Raw genomic sequence first — 16,672 nt, 5'->3', positions numbered from 1 at the left:
GTTGCCGGGGCTTTTCGAGGGGGTGACTGTTCAGCCTTTGCGGGGCAATTGCGGCACCAGGCTGCGTTTGCCACCATCCTTGCCCTTGGGCTCCGGCTTCTGCGCGACGACCTTCTTGGCCGCGGGCTTCTTGGCCACCGCCTTGGGCGGCTTCGGCGCGTCTTCGGGCTCTTCCTTCTTCGGCTTCACCGGTGCCTCGTCGGCGAGCGATTCGAGCTTCAGGCCGGTCTCGCCAGTTTCCTTCTTCTCGACGGTGACGCGCACCGTGCCGCCCTTCTTCAGCTTGCCGAACAGCACCTCGTCGGCCAGCGGCTTCTTGATGTGCTCCTGGATGACGCGGCCAAGTGGACGCGCGCCCATGCGTTCGTCATAACCCTTGTCGGCAAGCCAGGCGATCGCGTCCGGCGACAGGTCGAAGGTGACGCCGCGCTCGGAGAGCTGGGCTTCCAGCTGCATGACGAACTTCTGCACCACCTGATGGATCACCGGCACCGGCAGCGAGCCGAACGGGATGATCGCATCGAGACGGTTGCGGAATTCCGGCGTGAACAGCCGGTTGATCGCCTCGACATCGTCGCCTTCGCGCTTGGTCGAACCGAAACCGATCGCCGCGCGCTGCGCATCGGATGCGCCCGCATTGGTGGTCATGATCAGGATGACATTGCGGAAGTCGATCTGCTTGCCATTGTGGTCGGTCAGCTTGCCGTGGTCCATCACCTGCAACAGGATGTTGAACAGGTCCGGATGCGCCTTCTCGACCTCGTCGAGAAGCAGCACGCAGTGCGGATGCTGGTCGACACCGTCGGTCAAAAGGCCGCCTTGGTCGAAACCGACATAGCCGGGAGGCGCGCCGATCAGCCGCGAGACGGTGTGGCGTTCCATATATTCCGACATGTCGAAGCGGATCAGTTCGACGCCGAGCGAGGCGGCCAACTGCTTGGCGACCTCCGTCTTGCCGACGCCGGTCGGGCCCGAGAACAAGTACGAGCCGATCGGCTTTTCCGGTTCGCGCAGGCCGGCCCGTGCCAGCTTGATCGCCGAGGTCAGCGCCGTAATGGCGGTGTCCTGGCCGTAGACGACGCGCTTGAGCTCAATGTCCAGGCCCTGCAGCACCTTCTCGTCATCGGCCGAAACCGTCTTCGGCGGAATACGCGCCATGGTGGCGATCGTCGCTTCGATCTCCTTGATGCCGATCGTCTTCTTGCGCTTGGCTTCCGGCACCAGCATCTGCGAGGCGCCGGTCTCGTCGATCACGTCGATCGCCTTGTCCGGCAGCTTGCGGTCGTTGATGTAGCGCGCCGACAGTTCCACCGAGGCCTTGATCGCCTCGTTGGTGAACTTCACCTTGTGAAATTCCTCATAATAGGGCTTCAGGCCCTTCATGATCTCGATGGCGTCCTCGACGGTCGGCTCATTGACGTCGATCTTCTGGAAGCGCCGCACCAAGGCACGGTCCTTCTCGAAGAATTGGCGGAACTCCTTGTAGGTGGTCGAACCGATGCAGCGGATCGCACCGGAAGACAGCGCCGGCTTCAACAGGTTCGACGCATCCATGGCGCCGCCCGAAGTGGCGCCGGCGCCGATCACCGTATGGATCTCGTCGATGAACAGCACGGCACCCGGATAATCCTCGAGTTCCTTGACGACCTGCTTCAGCCGTTCCTCGAAATCGCCACGATAGCGCGTGCCGGCCAACAGCGTGCCCATGTCGAGCGCGAAGATGGTGGCATTGTGCAGCACTTCCGGCACGTCGCCCTCGACGATGCGCTTGGCCAACCCTTCGGCGATCGCCGTCTTGCCGACACCGGGGTCACCGACATAGAGCGGGTTGTTCTTGGAACGGCGGCACAGCACCTGGATGGTGCGGTTGATCTCGCCTTCGCGGCCGATCAGCGGATCGATCTTGCCGGCCTTGGCCTTGTTGTTCAGGTTGACGCAATAAGCGGTCAACGCGTCCTGTTGCTGCTTCTTCTTGCCGCCCTCCTCCTGTGGCTCGGCGCCGTTCGGGCCGCCCTGCTCGTCATCGGCACCGCGCGGGCTGCGGCTCTCCGACGCGCCCGGACGCTTGGCGATGCCATGCGAGATGTAGTTGACCGCGTCGTAGCGGGTCATCTGCTGTTCCTGCAGGAAATAAGCGGCATGGCTTTCGCGCTCGGCGAAGATCGCCACGAGCACGTTGGCACCAGACACTTCCTCGCGACCCGATGACTGCACATGGATCACCGCGCGCTGGATGACCCGCTGGAAGCCGGCGGTCGGCTTGGAGTCCTCGTCGTAGCCGGTAACCAGATTGTCGAGCTCGGTATCGATGTAGGTGAGAACGGTGTGCTTCAGCTCGTCGAGATCGACGTTGCAGGCGCGCATGACGGCGGCCGCCTCGGTGTCGTCGATGAGCGCGAGCAGCAAGTGTTCAAGGGTTGCATATTCATGGTGCCGCTCATTGGCGAGCGTCAGCGCCTGGTGAAGCGCCTTTTCCAGGCCTTGGGAGAAAGCCGGCATGTTACCTCACTTCTTCTCCATCACGCATTGCAGCGGATGCTGATTCTGTCGGGCGAAATCCATGACCTGAGACACTTTGGTCTCGGCCACCTCGAATGTATAGACCCCGCACTCGCCCACTCCATGATTGTGAACATGAAGCATGATGCGTGTGGCGGCTTCGCGGTCCTTCTGGAAAAAACGTTCCAGCACGTGAACCACGAACTCCATCGGAGTGTAGTCGTCGTTGAGGATGAGGACCCGGTAAAGGCTGGGCTTCTTGGTTTTGGTTTTGGTGCGCGTGATGACGGCGGTCCCGCGGCCGGCCTCATTGCCGTCGCCGCCGCCGTTTTGCATCCGCGCCACTTGTCTCGTGGCAGTCAAACCGATCGTCACGTAATCCTGCCTCTTTCGAATCCTCATGCGAGTTCAACATGTAGGTGTTCGATGGACGATTTTAAGCCCTTCTGGTTAGCTGACAATATGGCTAGGTGATCAACCTGGCGGTTTTTCGCAATCGTGAAGCGCTGGCATGAAAAAACCCGGCCGCGTTTCCGCGGTCGGGTTTTGTCCCGCGCCCAAAGGGCCGGATTTTCAATTCACGGGCGAAAAATTACTTTGCCTTGGCAACGATCGATTCGAACGGCTTGTAGGCCTCTTTGGCGAGTTCGGCATAGAGGTCGCCAATCTTGGTGGCCTCGGCGACGAACGCCTCGTAGGACTGCTTGGCATAGTCGGATTGAATCTCGATCGCCTTGTCCAGCGACTTGGCCGAGAACAGCTTCTCGCACGCGACGCTGCCGGCTTCGAAGCTCTTCTTGGTGTATTCGCCGGCCTCGGTGGCGATCGCCTGCGCGCCCTTGGACAAGGAGGCGAAGCTCTTCAATCCGGTGTCGGCGAACTCCTTGCCGTATTTGCTGAAGTCCTCATAGGTCTGGGTCATTTCGTACTCTCCCTGGACGGTTGACGCGCCCTGCCCCGAGCGCCGTTGTGCAATGCATAATATATATTGTGCAGCGCACAAAAGTCAAGAAGTCGGGGGCTCGCGACCCCGCGGGCAGCGGCAATGGCTAAAATTCGAATAAAGGAAGGCTCAAACCCCCAGAAAATGGTGAACGCGGCGGTTACCATAAACGGATTGGTAACGCTGCCCCGCTAGCTTGGCCAGAAGTGAGGCAGGATCCCTTTGCCGCCTCCAGCGCAACGAGAAATTCAAAGGAACTACCAGTGCGTCAGGCGTTGTCGGGCTTCGTTTCCAAATCCGCGTTCCCTCTTAAAACGATCATGATCCTCGCCATGGCGATGACCTTCGTCGTCGCGGACGTCGCCTCGTCGCTCGCGGCGAAATCCGCGGCCATCGTCGTCGATGCCAAAACCGGCAAGGTGCTGTACTCGGCTAATGCCGATGGCCGGCGCTATCCCGCTTCGCTGACCAAGATGATGACGCTCTATCTGACCTTCGAAGCGATGGCGAAGGGCAAGATCAGCAGAAACTCGCCAGTCGTGTTTTCGGCACATGCGTCAGCCGAGGCGCCGACCAAGCTCGGCGTGAAGCCTGGTGGATCGGTGGCGGTCGAGACCGCGATCCTGTCGATCGTGACGAAGTCGGCCAACGACTCGGCGACCGCGCTCGGCGAAATGCTCGGCGGCAACGAAACCAACTTCGCCCGCATGATGACGGCCAAGGCGCGGCAGCTCGGCATGAACGGCACGGTCTTCCGCAACGCCAACGGCCTGCCGGATCCGGGACAGTTCACCACCGCGCGCGACATGGCCACGCTCGGCATTGCGCTCAGGGAACATTTTCCCCAGTACTACGGCTATTTCGCGCAGCGATCCTTTCTCTACGGTCGCCAGCGCATCAATGGCCATAACCGTCTGCTCGGACGCATCAAGGGCGTCGACGGCATCAAGACCGGCTATACCCGCGCCTCCGGCTTCAATCTCGTCTCGTCCGTTAATGACGGCAACCGCCGCCTGGTCGCCGTTGTCATGGGCGGCACATCGGGCGGCAGCCGAGACAACCAGATGGCAGGCCTGATCAACACCTATCTGCCGAGGGCCTCGACCCGCGGTGGCGGCGACCTCGTTGCCAAGGCGGACAGCAACCCCATCAGCGCACTTGCAAAGGTTCTCCTGCCCAAGCATGATGCGCCGACCCCGGACGAAAAGCCGGTGGCCGTGGCGGAAGCCGATACGGCCGTCGCCGACGACGCGACCGTTGCCCAGGGCGACAGCGAGGACGAGGATACAGCCGAGGCGGAGGCACCCAAGCTGGTTGTCCCGGCAAAGAAGGTAAAGACGGTCATCGTCTCCGCTCCCAAGGTCGCCACCGCCCAGGTCGTGGCCGCCTATGCCGAGCCCACCCCGGCCGTTGATCCGGTCAGCACCGCGTCGGTTCCGTCAGGCTGGGCCATCCAGGTTGCCTCCTCGCCGAAGCAGTCCGAAGCCCAGGCTTTCCTCGACAAGACCACCAAGCAGGCTCCCAAGGTGCTAGCCAACGCTTCCGGCTTCACCGTCGCTTTCGACAAGGACGGCGCCACCTACTACCGCGCTCGCTTCGGCGGCTTTGGGTCCAAGGATGCCGCCTGGAAGGCCTGCACCGCTTTGAAGAAGAAGAAAATCGAGTGCTACGCCGTCCAGCAATAGGACTGCGTGGAAGATATCTCCCGGAAAATTTTTGCGTCGAAGGAGACTAGTTGTGATTGGAGAGCAAGACGTCCTTGGCTTCGTTAATCCGCGCCGCCAGGAAAGACGTGCCGCCGACATCGGGGTGCAGGCGCTGCATCAGGCGGCGGTGCGCCTTGCGGACATCCGCCGCGGCGGCCCCCGCTTCAAGACCAAGGACCTTGTAGGCCTCCTCCTTAGTCATGGCGCCCGAACCTGGCGCAACACCCAGCCTTTCGCCACCATTCGTCTCAGCGTATTTGCGCCAGACGGGAAATCTGCCGTCAAGATACGTCTCTAGCAACTGCCGGCTCTCCGGATCGCCGGAGAGTTCGCGGTAGAGATGCTGCAATTGCGCAAGGGTCATCGAGCCAAGCATCTTGCCATCGTGGCGGCCGGCCAGAACCAGTCCTTCCAGGCCGCCAGTATTGTGATCGAGTTCCATCTCGAGTGCCGCCGTCCGCACCATTGAGCGTTTTCCAGCACCCGGTCTGGCCTTTGGCCCGCCCGTATGCGTGGCGCCGTACCAGGCGATTGCCACGAACAGGATGATGCCGCCGATGCCTTGGCGCCCGACCAGGAGCACGGCGCCACCCACCAGCGCCAGCAGGATCGGTCCCAATTTTCTCATTCCGCTTGCGAGTTGCGCCGGATCCGCGCGGAGAAATGCGGTGGCTACCCCCAGCAGCACCAGCAACAACGCGACCACGATGATAATTGCGCCTAACATTTCGCACCGCCCCGCAGGGGTCCTGTCCGCTCGGACAGCCGCGTGATGTCCTTCAACACTTTTCCTGCGCCAGAATCATGGCCTTTAATCGGGCCGGAAGGAGGACCATCATGCGAACTGATCCTCCAAAGCACAGCGGCCTGTGTCGACAGTTCTTCATCGCGCATGGATTTCAAGATGTGGCGTCGTCGCGTCGCTTGCAAGTCCAGCGCGGGGCAAGATTGAGGGCCAGAAAACGCGGGCGCGGCAGTAGGCAATCCTTCGCTCAAGCCCTAGAGCAGGCCGAGGTCGGCCAGCTCGCGCCTGAGTTTCGGCGGCATCTCGACCAATCCCGCCTTGCCCTTGCCGAGGTCGGCCGGGGCGTCCGCCGGCTTCAGGTAACGCCAGCCCTGGAAGGCGCGGCGCGGCTGCCAGTCGGTGCGCACCACCTCGGGATCGAGCATCAAATGGCAGCGGCCAATGCCGTCGTCATCGGTGAACGGCCGGATTTCCGTGATCAACTGGCGGCACTGCACGCTGCCCTTGATCACCCAGTAGAGCGAACCGCCATCGGTGACCTCGTCGCCACGTGTCGGCATCATGCGGGTGGTGTGCCAGTGTTCGGCTGGTTCGCCGGCACGGCGGCGCTCGTCAAGGCGGAAGGCGATCCACTCTTCGAGATCCTCGACACTGTCGCAACCGACGCAAAGCTTTAGGAGATTGAGAGCCATCGCCCAAGGTTAGTCCGGAGCGCCGGGACGTCAACGGCCTGACGGACTTCTCCACAGTGCCGGCTTGGGCCAGCCCTCAACACTCAACGACATTGACCGCCAGGCCGCCAAGGCTGGTTTCCTTGTACTTCTCGTTCATGTCGAGGCCGGTCTGGCGCATCGTCTCGATCGCCGCATCAAGCGGCACGAAATGCACGCCGTCGCCTTTGATGGCCAGTGACGCGGCCGTCACCGCCTTGACGGCACCCAATGCGTTGCGCTCGATGCAGGGCACCTGGACTAGCCCGCCGACCGGGTCGCAAGTCATGCCGAGATGGTGTTCCAAGGCGATTTCGGCAGCATTCTCGACCTGCTCGGGCGTGCCGCCCATGACCGCGCACAGGCCGGCCGCAGCCATCGCCGAGGCGGAACCGACCTCGCCCTGGCAGCCTACCTCGGCGCCCGATATCGACGCATTGGACTTGATGATGCCGCCGACGGCCGCTGCCGTCAGCAGGAAGTCGCGAATGCTCGGCTGGTCGGCCTCGGGATGGAAATGCAGCCAATAACGCAGCACCGCCGGCAGCGTGCCGGCGGCACCATTGGTCGGCGCGGTGACGACACGCCCGCCGGCCGCATTCTCCTCGTTGACCGCCATCGCATAGATCGACAGCCAGTCATTGGCGAGTAGCGGGTTCGGCCGGTTCTGTTGCCACTGCTCTTGCAGCTTGTCGTGGAGCTGCCTGGCGCGGCGGCGCACCTTCAGGCCGCCGGGCATGATGCCATCCTGCGACAGGCCGCGGTCGATGCAGCCCTTCATGGCGTCCCATATCGCGTCGAGGCCGGTGTCGAGCGCCTCGCGCGACATCTGCGTCTCCTCGTTGACGCGCTTCATTTCGGCAATGGAAAGGCCGCTCCTGGCCGCCATCTTCAGCATCTCGACAGCATTCTTGAAGGGATACGGCACTTTCTTGCCCTCGGTTGTGACCGAGCCCTTCGACTTCATCCGTTGCAGCTCTTCTTCCGAAACCACGAAGCCGCCGCCGATCGAATAGTAGATGCGCTTGAGCAGCAACCGGCCGCCGGCGTCGTAAGCGTAGAACGCCATGCCGTTGGCATGACCGGTGAGCGGCGTCTTGCGGTCCAGCACCAGATCGGTGGTCGGATCGAAATGGTAGGGAGGGTGGCCGGGCGGTGAAACCAGCTTGTCGGCGGTGATGCGGCTGACAATTTCGTCGGCTCGGTCGGGGTCGACCGTTTGCGGCGTCTGGCCGGCAAGGCCGAGAATGACGGCACGGTCGCTGCCATGGCCGATGCCGGTATAGGCGAGCGAGCCATGCAGGCTGGCGCCGATGCGATCGACCTTGGCGCCGGCGGGATGCGGCCAGTCGTCGCCCGCGACCTCATCAAGGAAGCGGCGCGCAGCCGTCATCGGTCCCATCGTGTGCGAGCTCGAGGGGCCGATGCCGATCTTGAACAGGTCGAAAACCGAAAGGAACACGCTGTCTCCTGGGTCACGTCGAGGATTACATATAGGAATTCCCGGGATGTTTCCGCTCTTTTGACAATCGCGGCGCAGCACCTGCCGACCTTGTTTGCTCCGGCAGCGACATCGAGTGCAACGCGCCGTGCAAGGTCATCGAAGCAACCGGGCCAAATATGGTAGATTCGGCGCCATGGGCGATTCCTATCTTTCGACGGCCGATCTCGCGGCGCTGGGCTTTTTCCTCCTCGCATGGGTGCTGCACACGCTCGCCTCGGACGGCCACCTGGTCGGCCGCGTGTCGCTGACCACCGCCATGAATGCGCAACGCGAGGCCTGGATGCGCACCATGGCCGAGCGCGAGATCCGCATCGTCGACACCGCCATCATGAGCGGCCTGCAGCAGGGAACCGCCTTCTTCGCCTCCAGTTCGCTGATCGCGCTCGGCGGCTGCTTCGCCCTGCTTGGCGCGTCGGACCGGGTGCTTGAGGTGCTGAGCACCTTGCCCTTGGGCGGCGCGCCGTCGCGCTCGGCCTTTCAGATCAAGGTGCTGGGACTGGTGCTGATCCTGGCCTTTTCCTTCTTCAAATTCGGCTGGGCCTATAGGCTGTTCAACTACTGTTCGATCCTGATCGGCGCCGTGCCGATCCCGCATGGCGAGGCCTCGCGCAATCCCCTCACGCAAACGGCCGTGTGGCGTGCGACGCAAATGAACATGCTGGCCGGCAAGCATTTCAACTCGGGCCTGCGCGGCGTGTTCTTCTCGATCGGCTATCTCGGCTGGTTCGTCGATCCCCTGGTGTTCGTGCTGTCGACGCTTCTGCTGCTGGCCGTTCTGGTACGGCGCCAGTTCTTCTCGGCGGCGCGGCGCGCGGTGATCGGTCAGCCGCCCGGCGTGGGAAACGGCTGATCGATGCGTCCGGAAAGCCAATAGGCAAAAAGCCCGATCCATTCGCGAACCGCGATGGTCGTGTTCTGCAGCGAATCGGCCGCATTGTCGCGAAACAAGCCGACGCCTTCCCGACCCGAGGTGCGATAGTCGACCGGCCATTGGACAGTTGGAAAACCTGCCTTGTCGAACAGGGCCTTGGCGCGCGGCATGTGAAAGGCTGATGTCACCAAAAGCCATGTCTCGCCCGGTTTGGGCTTGACCAGTTCGCGGCTGAAGACCGCGTTCTCGTAAGTGTTGCGGGATTTGTCTTCGAGGAGCAGCTGGTCGGCCGGGACACCCAGCGCCTCGAGCAGGCGCGGCGCGGTGTCGGCATCACCTTCGCCGTCGAAGAACAGTGAACCGTTTCCACCGGAGACCACCACCTTTGCCTGCGGGAAACGCCTGGCGAGGATCGCGGTCTCAACCATGCGATCGCCGCTGCTGTTCAATTCATAGCCGCCGCGCACAAGGTTGATAGCGCCCTCGAAGCCGCCGCCGAGCACGACGATGCCGTCTACCTTCTCCGGCAGCGGCGGCCTGGGAAAGCGTTCCTCCAGCGGATTGAGCATCATCGCTCCAAGTGACGTCCACGCCGACAGCGCAAGGATCAGAAACGCCAGCACGCCGCCGCTGACGGCAAGTCGCCGCCGGCCGGCCATCCCGGCGAGCAGGCCTGCCAAAAGCAGGAAGATCGTCAGGTTGAGCGGCTGGATGAAGAACCAGAATATCTTGGAAAGATAGTAGAACATCGCTCACTCATTACAGCCCGCAAGGCTGTCCAAAATCGATCGCGATTTTCAGGACCATGCGTCAGGCGAGCGATACCCTTACCACCACTTCTCCGGCTGGAATGTGCCGGCCGCCTGCTCGATGACGGCGGCGGTCTGGAACAGCGTCTCTTCCTCGAATGGCCTGCCGATCAATTGCAGGCCGAGCGGCAGCCCCTTGGGGTCGAGGCCGGCGGGCACTGCGATGCCGGGCAGGCCGGCCATGTTCACGGTGACCGTGAAAATATCGTTGAGGTACATCTTGACCGGATCGGCGGCCATGTCCTCGTCGGCAATGCCGAAGGCAGCGGACGGCGTCGCAGGTGTCAGGATGACATCGACGCCGGCGGCGAAGACATTTTCGAAGTCGCGCTTGATCAGGTTGCGCACCTTCTGAGCCTGCAGGTAGTAGGCGTCATAGTAGCCGGCCGACAGCACATAGGTGCCGATCATGATGCGGCGCTTGACCTCGCGGCCGAAGCCGGCGGCGCGGGTCTTCTCATACATCTCGACGATGTCCTTGCCCGGCACGCGCAAGCCGTAGCGGACGCCGTCATAGCGGGCGAGGTTGGAAGAAGCTTCCGCGGGCGCCACGATGTAATAGGCCGGCAGCGCGTATTTGGTGTGCGGCAGGGAGATGTCGACGATTTCGGCGCCCGCGTCCTTGAGCCAGGCAATGCCCTTCTGCCACAACGCCTCGATCTCTTCCGGCATGCCGTCGACACGGTATTCCTTGGGAATGCCGACTTTCATGCCCTTGATCGGCTTGCCGATCGCCGCCTCGTAGTCCGGCACCGGCCGGTTGACGGACGTGGTGTCCTTGGGATCGACCGACGCCATGGATTTGAGGAGAATGGCGGCGTCGCGCACGTCGCGGGCGATCGGTCCGGCCTGATCGAGCGACGAGGCGAAGGCGACGATGCCCCAGCGCGAGCAGCGGCCATAGGTCGGCTTGATGCCGACGGTCCCGGTGAACGCGGCTGGCTGGCGGATCGAACCGCCGGTGTCGGTGGCGGTTGCGCCTGCACACAGGAAGGCCGACACGGCGGTCGCCGAACCACCGGAAGAACCACCCGGCACCAGCTGCGCATTGTCGAGGCTACGCTGGGTTTTCGTGCCACCTGCCGAGACGAAGCCGCCATCACCCTGATGCGTCGTCGGCATCACCACCGTATCGAGGCGCGAACGCCGCCACGGGTTGATGACCGGGCCGTAGTAGGAGGTCTCGTTGGACGAGCCCATGGCGAATTCGTCCATGTTGAGCTTGCCCAGCATGACCGCGCCGTCGGCCCACAGGTTGGACGTGACCGTTGATTCATAGCGCGGCTTGAAACCGTCGAGCACGTGGCTGCAGGCCTGGGTGTGGACGCCTTCGGTACCGAACAGGTCCTTGATCCCGAGCGGAATGCCTTCCAGCGCACCGCCCTCGCCCTTGAGCAGCCTGGCGTCCGACGTCTTGGCCATGTCGCGCGCCTTGTCGCCCGTCACCGCCACATAGGCATTGAGCGCCGGATTGGCGCGATCGATCGCCAAGAGATAGGCTTCGGTGATCTCGGTCGCGGTGATTTCCTTGGCGCGCAGCTTGGCGCGGGCCTGCGAAATCGTCAGATGGGTCAGGTCGCTCATCAAAGGCTCTTTTCGTAAAACACCGACCACTCGGAATCGGGATAGTCCAGCACCGGGCCGCAGCGCGAGAACCCGGCGCGTTCATAGACGGTCCAGGCGGCGGGATGGCGATCGCCGGTCTCCAGCACCAGCCGCTTCAACCCTTCATCGCGCGCCAGCGCCTCGACCCGTTGGACGATTCCAGCGCCGATCTTGCGGCCACGATGCGAAGGCCTCGTGTACATACGCTTGACCTCGCCAATGGCATCGTCATGGCGCTTGAGTGCACCACAACCAATGGCGACGCCGTTGTCCCGAGCGATGAAAACCGTCGTGTCCGTGCCTGCCATCTGCTCGACCGTCAGGTGGTAGCAGTGCTCCGGCGGCGTCAGTTCGAGCAAGGTCGCGTTTAGTTCCGCGACCAGGCTGCGCACGTCGTCCTGCAGCGGCGTTTCGATGGCGATCTCGATAGCCATCGGTGCCTTACTCCACGACCTTCGGCACGAGGAAGAAATTCTCGTCGGTCGCGGGCGCGTTGGCGACGATGTCGGCCGCCTTGTTGCCGTCGGTGACGACATCGCCGCGCTTCTTCATTTCCATCGGCGTCACCGACGTCATTGGCTCGACGCCGGAAACATCGACCTCGTTCAACTGCTCGACGAAGCCCAGTATGGCATTCAACTCGCCGGTCATACGCTCGGCATCTTCCTCGCTCACCGCGATGCGGGCGAGATGCGCCACGCGCTTCACTGTCTTGACATCAACGGACATGTATTTGCCTCGGGGAAAACCAGTCCGGGCTATAGCGGCGCGGCGCGCGACGCGCAACATGTGCCGCCCGACAATCGGGCAACAACCTCATGGCAGGGCAATGCCCGCGCACAGATAGTAGCTGCCGCTGTTGCCGCTCGCCTCGCTTTCATCGTCGATCGGCCGGGCCGACACGAGATCGACCTGCGTCGGGTTCATCTGCGTCACCGACAGGACGTCAGGAAAGACATAGCCCGGCTCCTGGCAGATCGCCGTCACAGCCCAGCTCGGCGAGCGTGTCGCCTTGCTGACCTGAACGAATTCGCAATTGTATTCGACGCCTTGCAGGCCGTTCTTCGAAAGAACGATGTTGCCGGCATCGATCAGCGTCTGCAGCGTATCCTTTTTGGCTTGGGTACAGAGTTCCTCCGACTGGAGATAGACACCTTCGATGAAGTCATCCGCAGCAAGCGCGGGCGACGCCGCGACAAACATCGATACGCAAAGAGATCGCCCTAATGCCATGGATTTGTTCCGCTTTGGCTGTTCTAGATGGTAATCGTTTCACCAATCTTCGGCAATGCAAGCTTGACCCCAGATCCTTCCAGCCCGGCTTCGAACTTCTCGGGCGTCGGGTCGATCATTGGAAACGTGCCGAAATGGCAAGGGACCACCGTTTCGAACTTGAAGAAGCGGCGGCAGGCAAGGGCCGCCACCGCACCGCCCATGGTGAAGCGATCGCCGATCGGAACGATGCCAATCTTTGGCTCGTGCAATTCATTGATCAGCGCCATGTCGGAAAAGATGTCGGTGTCACCCATGTGGTAGAGCGTCTGGTCTTCCGGGAAATGCAGGACCAGCCCACCCGGATTGCCGAGATAGACGTTCTTGCCGCCCTCTTCGCCAAAGGAGGACGAATGCAGCGCCTGAACGAAAGTGGAGGTGAAACCGCCGCAATCGACCGTGCCGCCAATGTTGCCGGGATTGATCTTCTTGTCGCTGACGCCCCTGCCGACAAGGTACATGCAGATCTCGAAATTGGCGACCAGTTGCGCGCCGCTCTTGCCGAGCACTTCCAGCGCGCCGCTGATGTGGTCGCTGTGCCCGTGCGTCAAAAGAACATGCGTGATCCCTTCGGCCGGTCCTTCCCACCCGTCCGTCCAGGACGGGTTGCCGATCAGATAGGGGTCGATGAGGATTTTCGCGTCGCCGGTTTCGATGCGGAAGGCCGAGTGGCCATACCAGGTCAGTTTCATGAATGCATTTCCTCGATTTTTCCCGAGCCAAAGGATAGAACGCCGATAGCCTTGAGATCAAAGGGTATAGTGTCCGCCGGGCATCCGAAAGGACGCGTGCTGTCGAAAAAACGAGGGAAAACCGTTGACCGTCATCACGATTGAGCAATTGCCGGCACGGCTCGCCAACGGCAGGACCTTGGCGGGGCTCGATCTCGGCGACAAGACGATCGGCGTGGCGGTTTCCGATCGGGGGTTCTCCTTCGCTCATCCGCGTCCAGTCATCATCCGGCGGAAATTCTCGCTCGACGCCGCCGTCCTTCTGGCATTGCTGACGAAGGAGAATGTCGGTGCGGTGGCGATCGGATTGCCGATCAACATGGATGGATCGGAAGGTCCGCGCGCACAGAAATCGCGCGCCTTCGTGCGCAACATGGCGCGGCTAAGCGACCTGCCCTTCGTATTCTGGGATGAGCGGCTGTCGACCGTCGCGGCCGAACGGACGCTGATAGAGATGGATTTCTCGCGCGCCAAACGCGCCGGCAAGATCGATTCGGCGGCGGCCGCCTTTATTCTGCAGGGAGTTTTAGACCGGCTTCAGTCACTCGATGCAGCCGATCGAACGGGACCGGACCCGTCCAGCGACGCCTGACCCAGCCCAATATCTCGCGACGCCTGCGAAACACCCATATCGCCACGAGCAGCAAGCCATCGAACACGCAGGCTTTTGCCACCATGCCCGGGATGGTCGCGGGGTCGATGCCGAGCATCTGACCGTAGAGCTGGAACACGAAATCGTGCAGCTGCCGGCTGAGCATCACATAGCCGAAATTCATGTCGTTGAGCGACAGGTAGAACCAGCCCCAAAACAGCGCCATCGGCGCGGCCCACAACGCGAAGATGTAGCGCATCAGCGGCCTCCCTTCCCGTTCGGGCCGGTCCGTCCCGATATCATGGAGAGCAGCGAATTGTGCGCCGCGGCTTTCGCCATGCTGTGCGCCGTGGCGTGGAAATCCTCCTCATCCAGCGCAGCTACCGAACGCCGTTCGGCAAGCATTGCGACATAGGAGACCAGAAGTGCGGCCAGTTGCACTGCGACCACCATGAACAGGCCGTTGATGCCTTGGGCCGCACCGCCGATCAGGATCATCGACATCACCCCGGAAGCGGAAATGAAGGCGATGCGAACGACGCTGTCGGCGCCGGGGCTGGACGCGTCGTTGATCAGTGTATCGACAAAGGCCCAGAAGAACAGCACCGCCACGACCAGCAACGCGATCGCCAGCGGAGCGACCACGACGATGTTCTCCAGATTGACAAACTGGGCGCTCTCGACGGTCACGCCGAGTACGCCGAGAGCCGCCGTCACACCTCGATTTCCATCGATACAGATCACCGCGAGCAGGGCAAAAACGATCGCCCAGTGCACGGACAGAAAGGAGGTCAGTACGTGTCGCATCGTGATTCCTGCTTCGACAGGAATGACAGTGGGCTTTGCGGTTCGCCGCCGCAACGGAAACCATTTGTTAAGGTTAACGGCGACGGCGGGTCAGTGGGGATTCCGGCAACGCCCCTCGAACATGAACGGCATCTCCGTCAATTCACCGGCGGATAGAGCGTATCGATGATCATGCGCGCGTCGTGGCGCGAATCGAGCATGCCGTAGGTATTGCGCCACTGGCCCGCGAGCCGCGTCTCGACGAAGGCATCGGCGATCCGCCCTGCCCCGAGCCGACGCAACTCGGCGGCCGCCGCAGAGAGCGCAAGCTGTTCCGTCAGCAGCCGGGCCGAGCCCTCGTCGGTCGAAGCGACCTGCATGGCCGCCTTCAGAACGCCGATCGTGCCGCGCCCGCCGGCGCCGAGGTCGCGATCGATGCCGGTCAATACTTCTTCGAAAAGCCCCGGCGCGCGGCCAAGCACGCGCAGCACGTCGAGCGCCATGACATTGCCCGACCCTTCCCAGATCGCGTTGACAGGCGCTTCGCGGTAATAACGGGCGAGCGGAGCTTCCTCGACATAGCCATTGCCGCCAAGGCACTCCATCGCCTCGTAAAGCAGCGGTGGCGCGATCTTGCAGACCCAGTATTTGACGACCGGCGTCATGGCGCGGGCGAACGCCGCCTCGCCGCGATCGCTCGCCGCCTCGTCGAAGGAACGCGCCAGCCGGAACGACAGCGCGGTCGCCGCGGCAACATCGAGCGCCATGTCGGCCAGCACGCGCTGCATCAACGGCTGCTCGATCAAGGTCGAACCGAACACCTGGCGATGGCGGGCATGATGGATCGCTTCGGCCAGCCCGGCCCGCATGATCGCCGAAGACGCCACCGCGCAGTCGAGCCGGGTCAGCGTCACCATGTCCATGATCGTCTTGACGCCGGCGCCGGGTTCGCCGACCATCTCCCCGATGGCGTTGACGAATTCAACCTCGGAAGACGCGTTCGAGCGATTGCCGAGCTTGTCCTTCAGCCGCTGGAAGCGAAAGCCGTTGCCAGACCCGTCGCCGAGCACGCGCGGCACCAGGAAGCAGGACAGTCCCTCCGGCGCCTGTGCCAGCACCAGGAAGGCGTCCGACATCGGCGCCGACATGAACCATTTATGTCCCGTCAGGCGGTAGAAGCCGCTACCGACGCGTTCCGCCCGGGTCACATTGGCACGCACATCGGTGCCGCCCTGTTTCTCGGTCATGCCCATGCCGAGCGTCAGTCCGGTCTTTTCGACGGGCGGCTTCTGGCTCTGGTCGTATTTGCGCGTCGTCACGCGCGGCGCCCATTCGCGAAACAGTTTTGGGCTGGCCATCAATGCCGCCAGCGAGGCGCTGGTCATGGTGATGGGGCAGAGATGCCCGGTCTCGAGTTCCGCCGTCAGGTAAAAACGGGCGGCGCGCACCTGATGGCGGCGGCCGATCTCGGCGTCGCCATTTTCCCAGACCGAGGAATGCAGGCCGTTGGCCACCGAGCGGCGCATCAAGGCGTGGTAGGCGGGATGGAATTCGACCAGGTCGATGCGCCGTCCCTGGCGATCGTGCGTCCTGAGTTTCGGCGTCTCGACATTGGCGAGGCGCGCCAGTTCCTGCGCTTCTTGCGTCAGCACGAAACGGCCGAGCCCGTCGAGATCCTTGCGCACCGGATCGGAAAAGCGCTCGGCAAGCTGGATCAGCAACGGATCGCCTCGCCAGGCGTTGCCGCCCGTCAGCGGCGGCGGCTGGTTCGTTACGTCGTCGGTCACGCCCAATCCTTCTAGCCGATCCTTCTAGAAAGGCCCTATTGTCGGAAAGCCTCGAATCCGAGGCCGTCGGCTTAGATATAGCCAAGCGTTGCTGCGCGCGCGACGAAAATAC

The 16,672-nt window shown here is 62.6% G+C and carries 18 protein-coding genes; 3 read left to right on the top strand and 15 right to left on the bottom strand.

Annotated elements, in window-relative coordinates:
- Positions 1-30: 30 nt before the first annotated feature.
- The 3 genes from clpA to LB555_RS07945 form a co-directional block, all read right to left on the bottom strand.
- Positions 31-2,499 carry an ATP-dependent Clp protease ATP-binding subunit ClpA gene (gene clpA, locus LB555_RS07955; RefSeq protein WP_140664145.1) on the bottom strand — a complete coding sequence of 823 codons (2,469 nt, stop codon included), beginning with the start codon at positions 2,497-2,499 and terminating at the stop codon, positions 31-33.
- A gap of 6 nt (positions 2,500-2,505) precedes the next feature.
- Positions 2,506-2,835 (bottom strand): ATP-dependent Clp protease adapter ClpS, encoded by a 330-nt coding sequence (clpS, locus tag LB555_RS07950; RefSeq protein WP_010909565.1) that lies wholly within the window; start codon positions 2,833-2,835, stop codon positions 2,506-2,508.
- 256 nt (positions 2,836-3,091) lie between these two features.
- Positions 3,092-3,421, bottom strand: a complete 330-nt coding sequence (locus tag LB555_RS07945) for a phasin family protein (RefSeq protein WP_015317766.1) — start codon at positions 3,419-3,421, stop codon at positions 3,092-3,094.
- A 284-nt stretch (positions 3,422-3,705) separates the two neighbouring features.
- On the opposite strand from LB555_RS07945, the gene LB555_RS07940 reads away from it, so the two are divergent.
- Positions 3,706-5,127 carry a D-alanyl-D-alanine carboxypeptidase family protein gene (locus tag LB555_RS07940; RefSeq protein ID WP_140616379.1) on the top strand — a complete coding sequence of 474 codons (1,422 nt, stop codon included), beginning with the start codon at positions 3,706-3,708 and terminating at the stop codon, positions 5,125-5,127.
- Between the two features lie 46 nt (positions 5,128-5,173).
- Here LB555_RS07940 and LB555_RS07935 read toward each other — a convergent pair whose 3' ends face one another.
- The 3 genes from LB555_RS07935 to LB555_RS07925 all read right to left on the bottom strand — a co-directional run bounded on the left by LB555_RS07935 (position 5,174) and on the right by LB555_RS07925 (position 8,065).
- Complete coding sequence (locus LB555_RS07935; protein WP_140790163.1) at positions 5,174-5,875, bottom strand: DnaJ domain-containing protein; 702 nt, start codon at positions 5,873-5,875, stop codon at positions 5,174-5,176.
- A 272-nt stretch (positions 5,876-6,147) separates the two neighbouring features.
- Positions 6,148-6,585 (bottom strand): DUF1489 family protein, encoded by a 438-nt coding sequence (locus tag LB555_RS07930; RefSeq protein WP_140616375.1) that lies wholly within the window; start codon positions 6,583-6,585, stop codon positions 6,148-6,150.
- Between the two features lie 76 nt (positions 6,586-6,661).
- Entirely contained in the window at positions 6,662-8,065 is a 1,404-nt protein-coding gene (locus LB555_RS07925) for an L-serine ammonia-lyase (RefSeq protein WP_224682597.1), read from the bottom strand.
- Positions 8,066-8,240: 175 nt separating this feature from the next.
- Between LB555_RS07925 and LB555_RS07920 the strand changes: the two genes are divergently transcribed.
- Entirely contained in the window at positions 8,241-8,957 is a 717-nt protein-coding gene (locus tag LB555_RS07920; RefSeq protein ID WP_140718058.1) for a DUF599 domain-containing protein, read from the top strand.
- Here LB555_RS07920 and LB555_RS07915 read toward each other — a convergent pair.
- The 6 genes from LB555_RS07915 to LB555_RS07890 all read right to left on the bottom strand — a co-directional run bounded on the left by LB555_RS07915 (position 8,930) and on the right by LB555_RS07890 (position 13,356).
- Positions 8,930-9,727, bottom strand: coding sequence for a YdcF family protein (locus LB555_RS07915; RefSeq protein WP_224682596.1), 798 nt, complete (start codon positions 9,725-9,727; stop codon positions 8,930-8,932). The two genes, LB555_RS07920 and LB555_RS07915, sit on opposite strands and share 28 nt — an antisense overlap.
- A 78-nt stretch (positions 9,728-9,805) precedes the next feature.
- Positions 9,806-11,371, bottom strand: coding sequence for an amidase (locus LB555_RS07910; RefSeq protein ID WP_140616367.1), 1,566 nt, complete (start codon positions 11,369-11,371; stop codon positions 9,806-9,808).
- The gene (locus LB555_RS07905) at positions 11,371-11,826 is read right to left on the bottom strand and encodes a GNAT family N-acetyltransferase (RefSeq protein ID WP_015317758.1); all 456 of its coding nucleotides are present in this window, start codon (positions 11,824-11,826) and stop codon (positions 11,371-11,373) included. The genes LB555_RS07910 and LB555_RS07905 overlap by 1 nt, the downstream gene beginning before the upstream one ends.
- A 7-nt stretch (positions 11,827-11,833) precedes the next feature.
- Positions 11,834-12,121: an Asp-tRNA(Asn)/Glu-tRNA(Gln) amidotransferase subunit GatC gene (gene gatC / locus LB555_RS07900; RefSeq protein WP_015317757.1), complete on the bottom strand. Its 288-nt coding sequence runs from the start codon at positions 12,119-12,121 to the stop codon at positions 11,834-11,836.
- A gap of 87 nt (positions 12,122-12,208) precedes the next feature.
- On the bottom strand, positions 12,209-12,625 hold the full coding sequence (locus LB555_RS07895; protein ID WP_015317756.1) for a hypothetical protein: 417 nt from the start codon (positions 12,623-12,625) through the stop codon (positions 12,209-12,211).
- Between the two features lie 23 nt (positions 12,626-12,648).
- Complete coding sequence (locus LB555_RS07890) at positions 12,649-13,356, bottom strand: metal-dependent hydrolase (protein ID WP_015317755.1); 708 nt, start codon at positions 13,354-13,356, stop codon at positions 12,649-12,651.
- 124 nt (positions 13,357-13,480) lie between these two features.
- Here LB555_RS07890 and ruvX point away from each other — a divergent pair, with 124 nt between their 5' ends.
- On the top strand, positions 13,481-13,987 hold the full coding sequence (ruvX, locus tag LB555_RS07885; protein ID WP_015317754.1) for a Holliday junction resolvase RuvX: 507 nt from the start codon (positions 13,481-13,483) through the stop codon (positions 13,985-13,987).
- Here ruvX and LB555_RS07880 read toward each other — a convergent pair.
- The 3 genes from LB555_RS07880 to LB555_RS07870 all read right to left on the bottom strand — a co-directional run bounded on the left by LB555_RS07880 (position 13,905) and on the right by LB555_RS07870 (position 16,560).
- A complete protein-coding gene (locus LB555_RS07880) occupies positions 13,905-14,246 on the bottom strand; it encodes a DUF6105 family protein (RefSeq protein ID WP_015317753.1) in 342 nt (113 codons plus the stop codon). The two genes, ruvX and LB555_RS07880, sit on opposite strands and share 83 nt — an antisense overlap.
- Positions 14,246-14,794, bottom strand: coding sequence for a hypothetical protein (locus LB555_RS07875; RefSeq protein WP_015317752.1), 549 nt, complete (start codon positions 14,792-14,794; stop codon positions 14,246-14,248). The genes LB555_RS07880 and LB555_RS07875 overlap by 1 nt, the downstream gene beginning before the upstream one ends.
- Before the next feature lie 137 nt (positions 14,795-14,931).
- Positions 14,932-16,560, bottom strand: a complete 1,629-nt coding sequence (locus LB555_RS07870) for a DNA alkylation response protein (protein WP_015317751.1) — start codon at positions 16,558-16,560, stop codon at positions 14,932-14,934.
- Between the last annotated feature and the right edge of the window lie 112 nt (positions 16,561-16,672).

The organism is Mesorhizobium sp. BR-1-1-10, assembly GCF_020165595.1.
Lineage (GTDB): Bacteria > Pseudomonadota > Alphaproteobacteria > Rhizobiales > Rhizobiaceae > Mesorhizobium > Mesorhizobium australicum.
The sequence above is the reverse complement of the archived record's forward strand: the minus strand, read 5'-3'. Positions and strand labels throughout refer to the sequence as shown.

Excerpts from the sequence above, each read along its gene's own strand:
- LB555_RS07945 (WP_015317766.1), bottom strand. The coding sequence starts at position 3,421 with ATGACCCAGACCTATGAGGACTTCAGCAAATACGGCAAGGAGTTCGCC.
- clpS (WP_010909565.1), bottom strand. The coding sequence starts at position 2,835 with ATGCAAAACGGCGGCGGCGACGGCAATGAGGCCGGCCGCGGGACCGCC.
- clpA (WP_140664145.1), bottom strand. The coding sequence starts at position 2,499 with ATGCCGGCTTTCTCCCAAGGCCTGGAAAAGGCGCTTCACCAGGCGCTG.
- LB555_RS07880 (WP_015317753.1), bottom strand. The coding sequence starts at position 14,246 with ATGCGCTACATCTTCGCGTTGTGGGCCGCGCCGATGGCGCTGTTTTGG.
- LB555_RS07895 (WP_015317756.1), bottom strand. The coding sequence starts at position 12,625 with ATGGCATTAGGGCGATCTCTTTGCGTATCGATGTTTGTCGCGGCGTCG.
- LB555_RS07905 (WP_015317758.1), bottom strand. The coding sequence starts at position 11,826 with ATGGCTATCGAGATCGCCATCGAAACGCCGCTGCAGGACGACGTGCGC.
- gatC (WP_015317757.1), bottom strand. The coding sequence starts at position 12,121 with ATGTCCGTTGATGTCAAGACAGTGAAGCGCGTGGCGCATCTCGCCCGC.
- LB555_RS07920 (WP_140718058.1), top strand. The coding sequence starts at position 8,241 with ATGGGCGATTCCTATCTTTCGACGGCCGATCTCGCGGCGCTGGGCTTT.
- LB555_RS07890 (WP_015317755.1), bottom strand. The coding sequence starts at position 13,356 with ATGAAACTGACCTGGTATGGCCACTCGGCCTTCCGCATCGAAACCGGC.
- LB555_RS07875 (WP_015317752.1), bottom strand. The coding sequence starts at position 14,794 with ATGCGACACGTACTGACCTCCTTTCTGTCCGTGCACTGGGCGATCGTT.
- LB555_RS07930 (WP_140616375.1), bottom strand. The coding sequence starts at position 6,585 with ATGGCTCTCAATCTCCTAAAGCTTTGCGTCGGTTGCGACAGTGTCGAG.
- LB555_RS07935 (WP_140790163.1), bottom strand. The coding sequence starts at position 5,875 with ATGTTAGGCGCAATTATCATCGTGGTCGCGTTGTTGCTGGTGCTGCTG.
- LB555_RS07915 (WP_224682596.1), bottom strand. The coding sequence starts at position 9,727 with ATGTTCTACTATCTTTCCAAGATATTCTGGTTCTTCATCCAGCCGCTC.
- LB555_RS07910 (WP_140616367.1), bottom strand. The coding sequence starts at position 11,371 with ATGAGCGACCTGACCCATCTGACGATTTCGCAGGCCCGCGCCAAGCTG.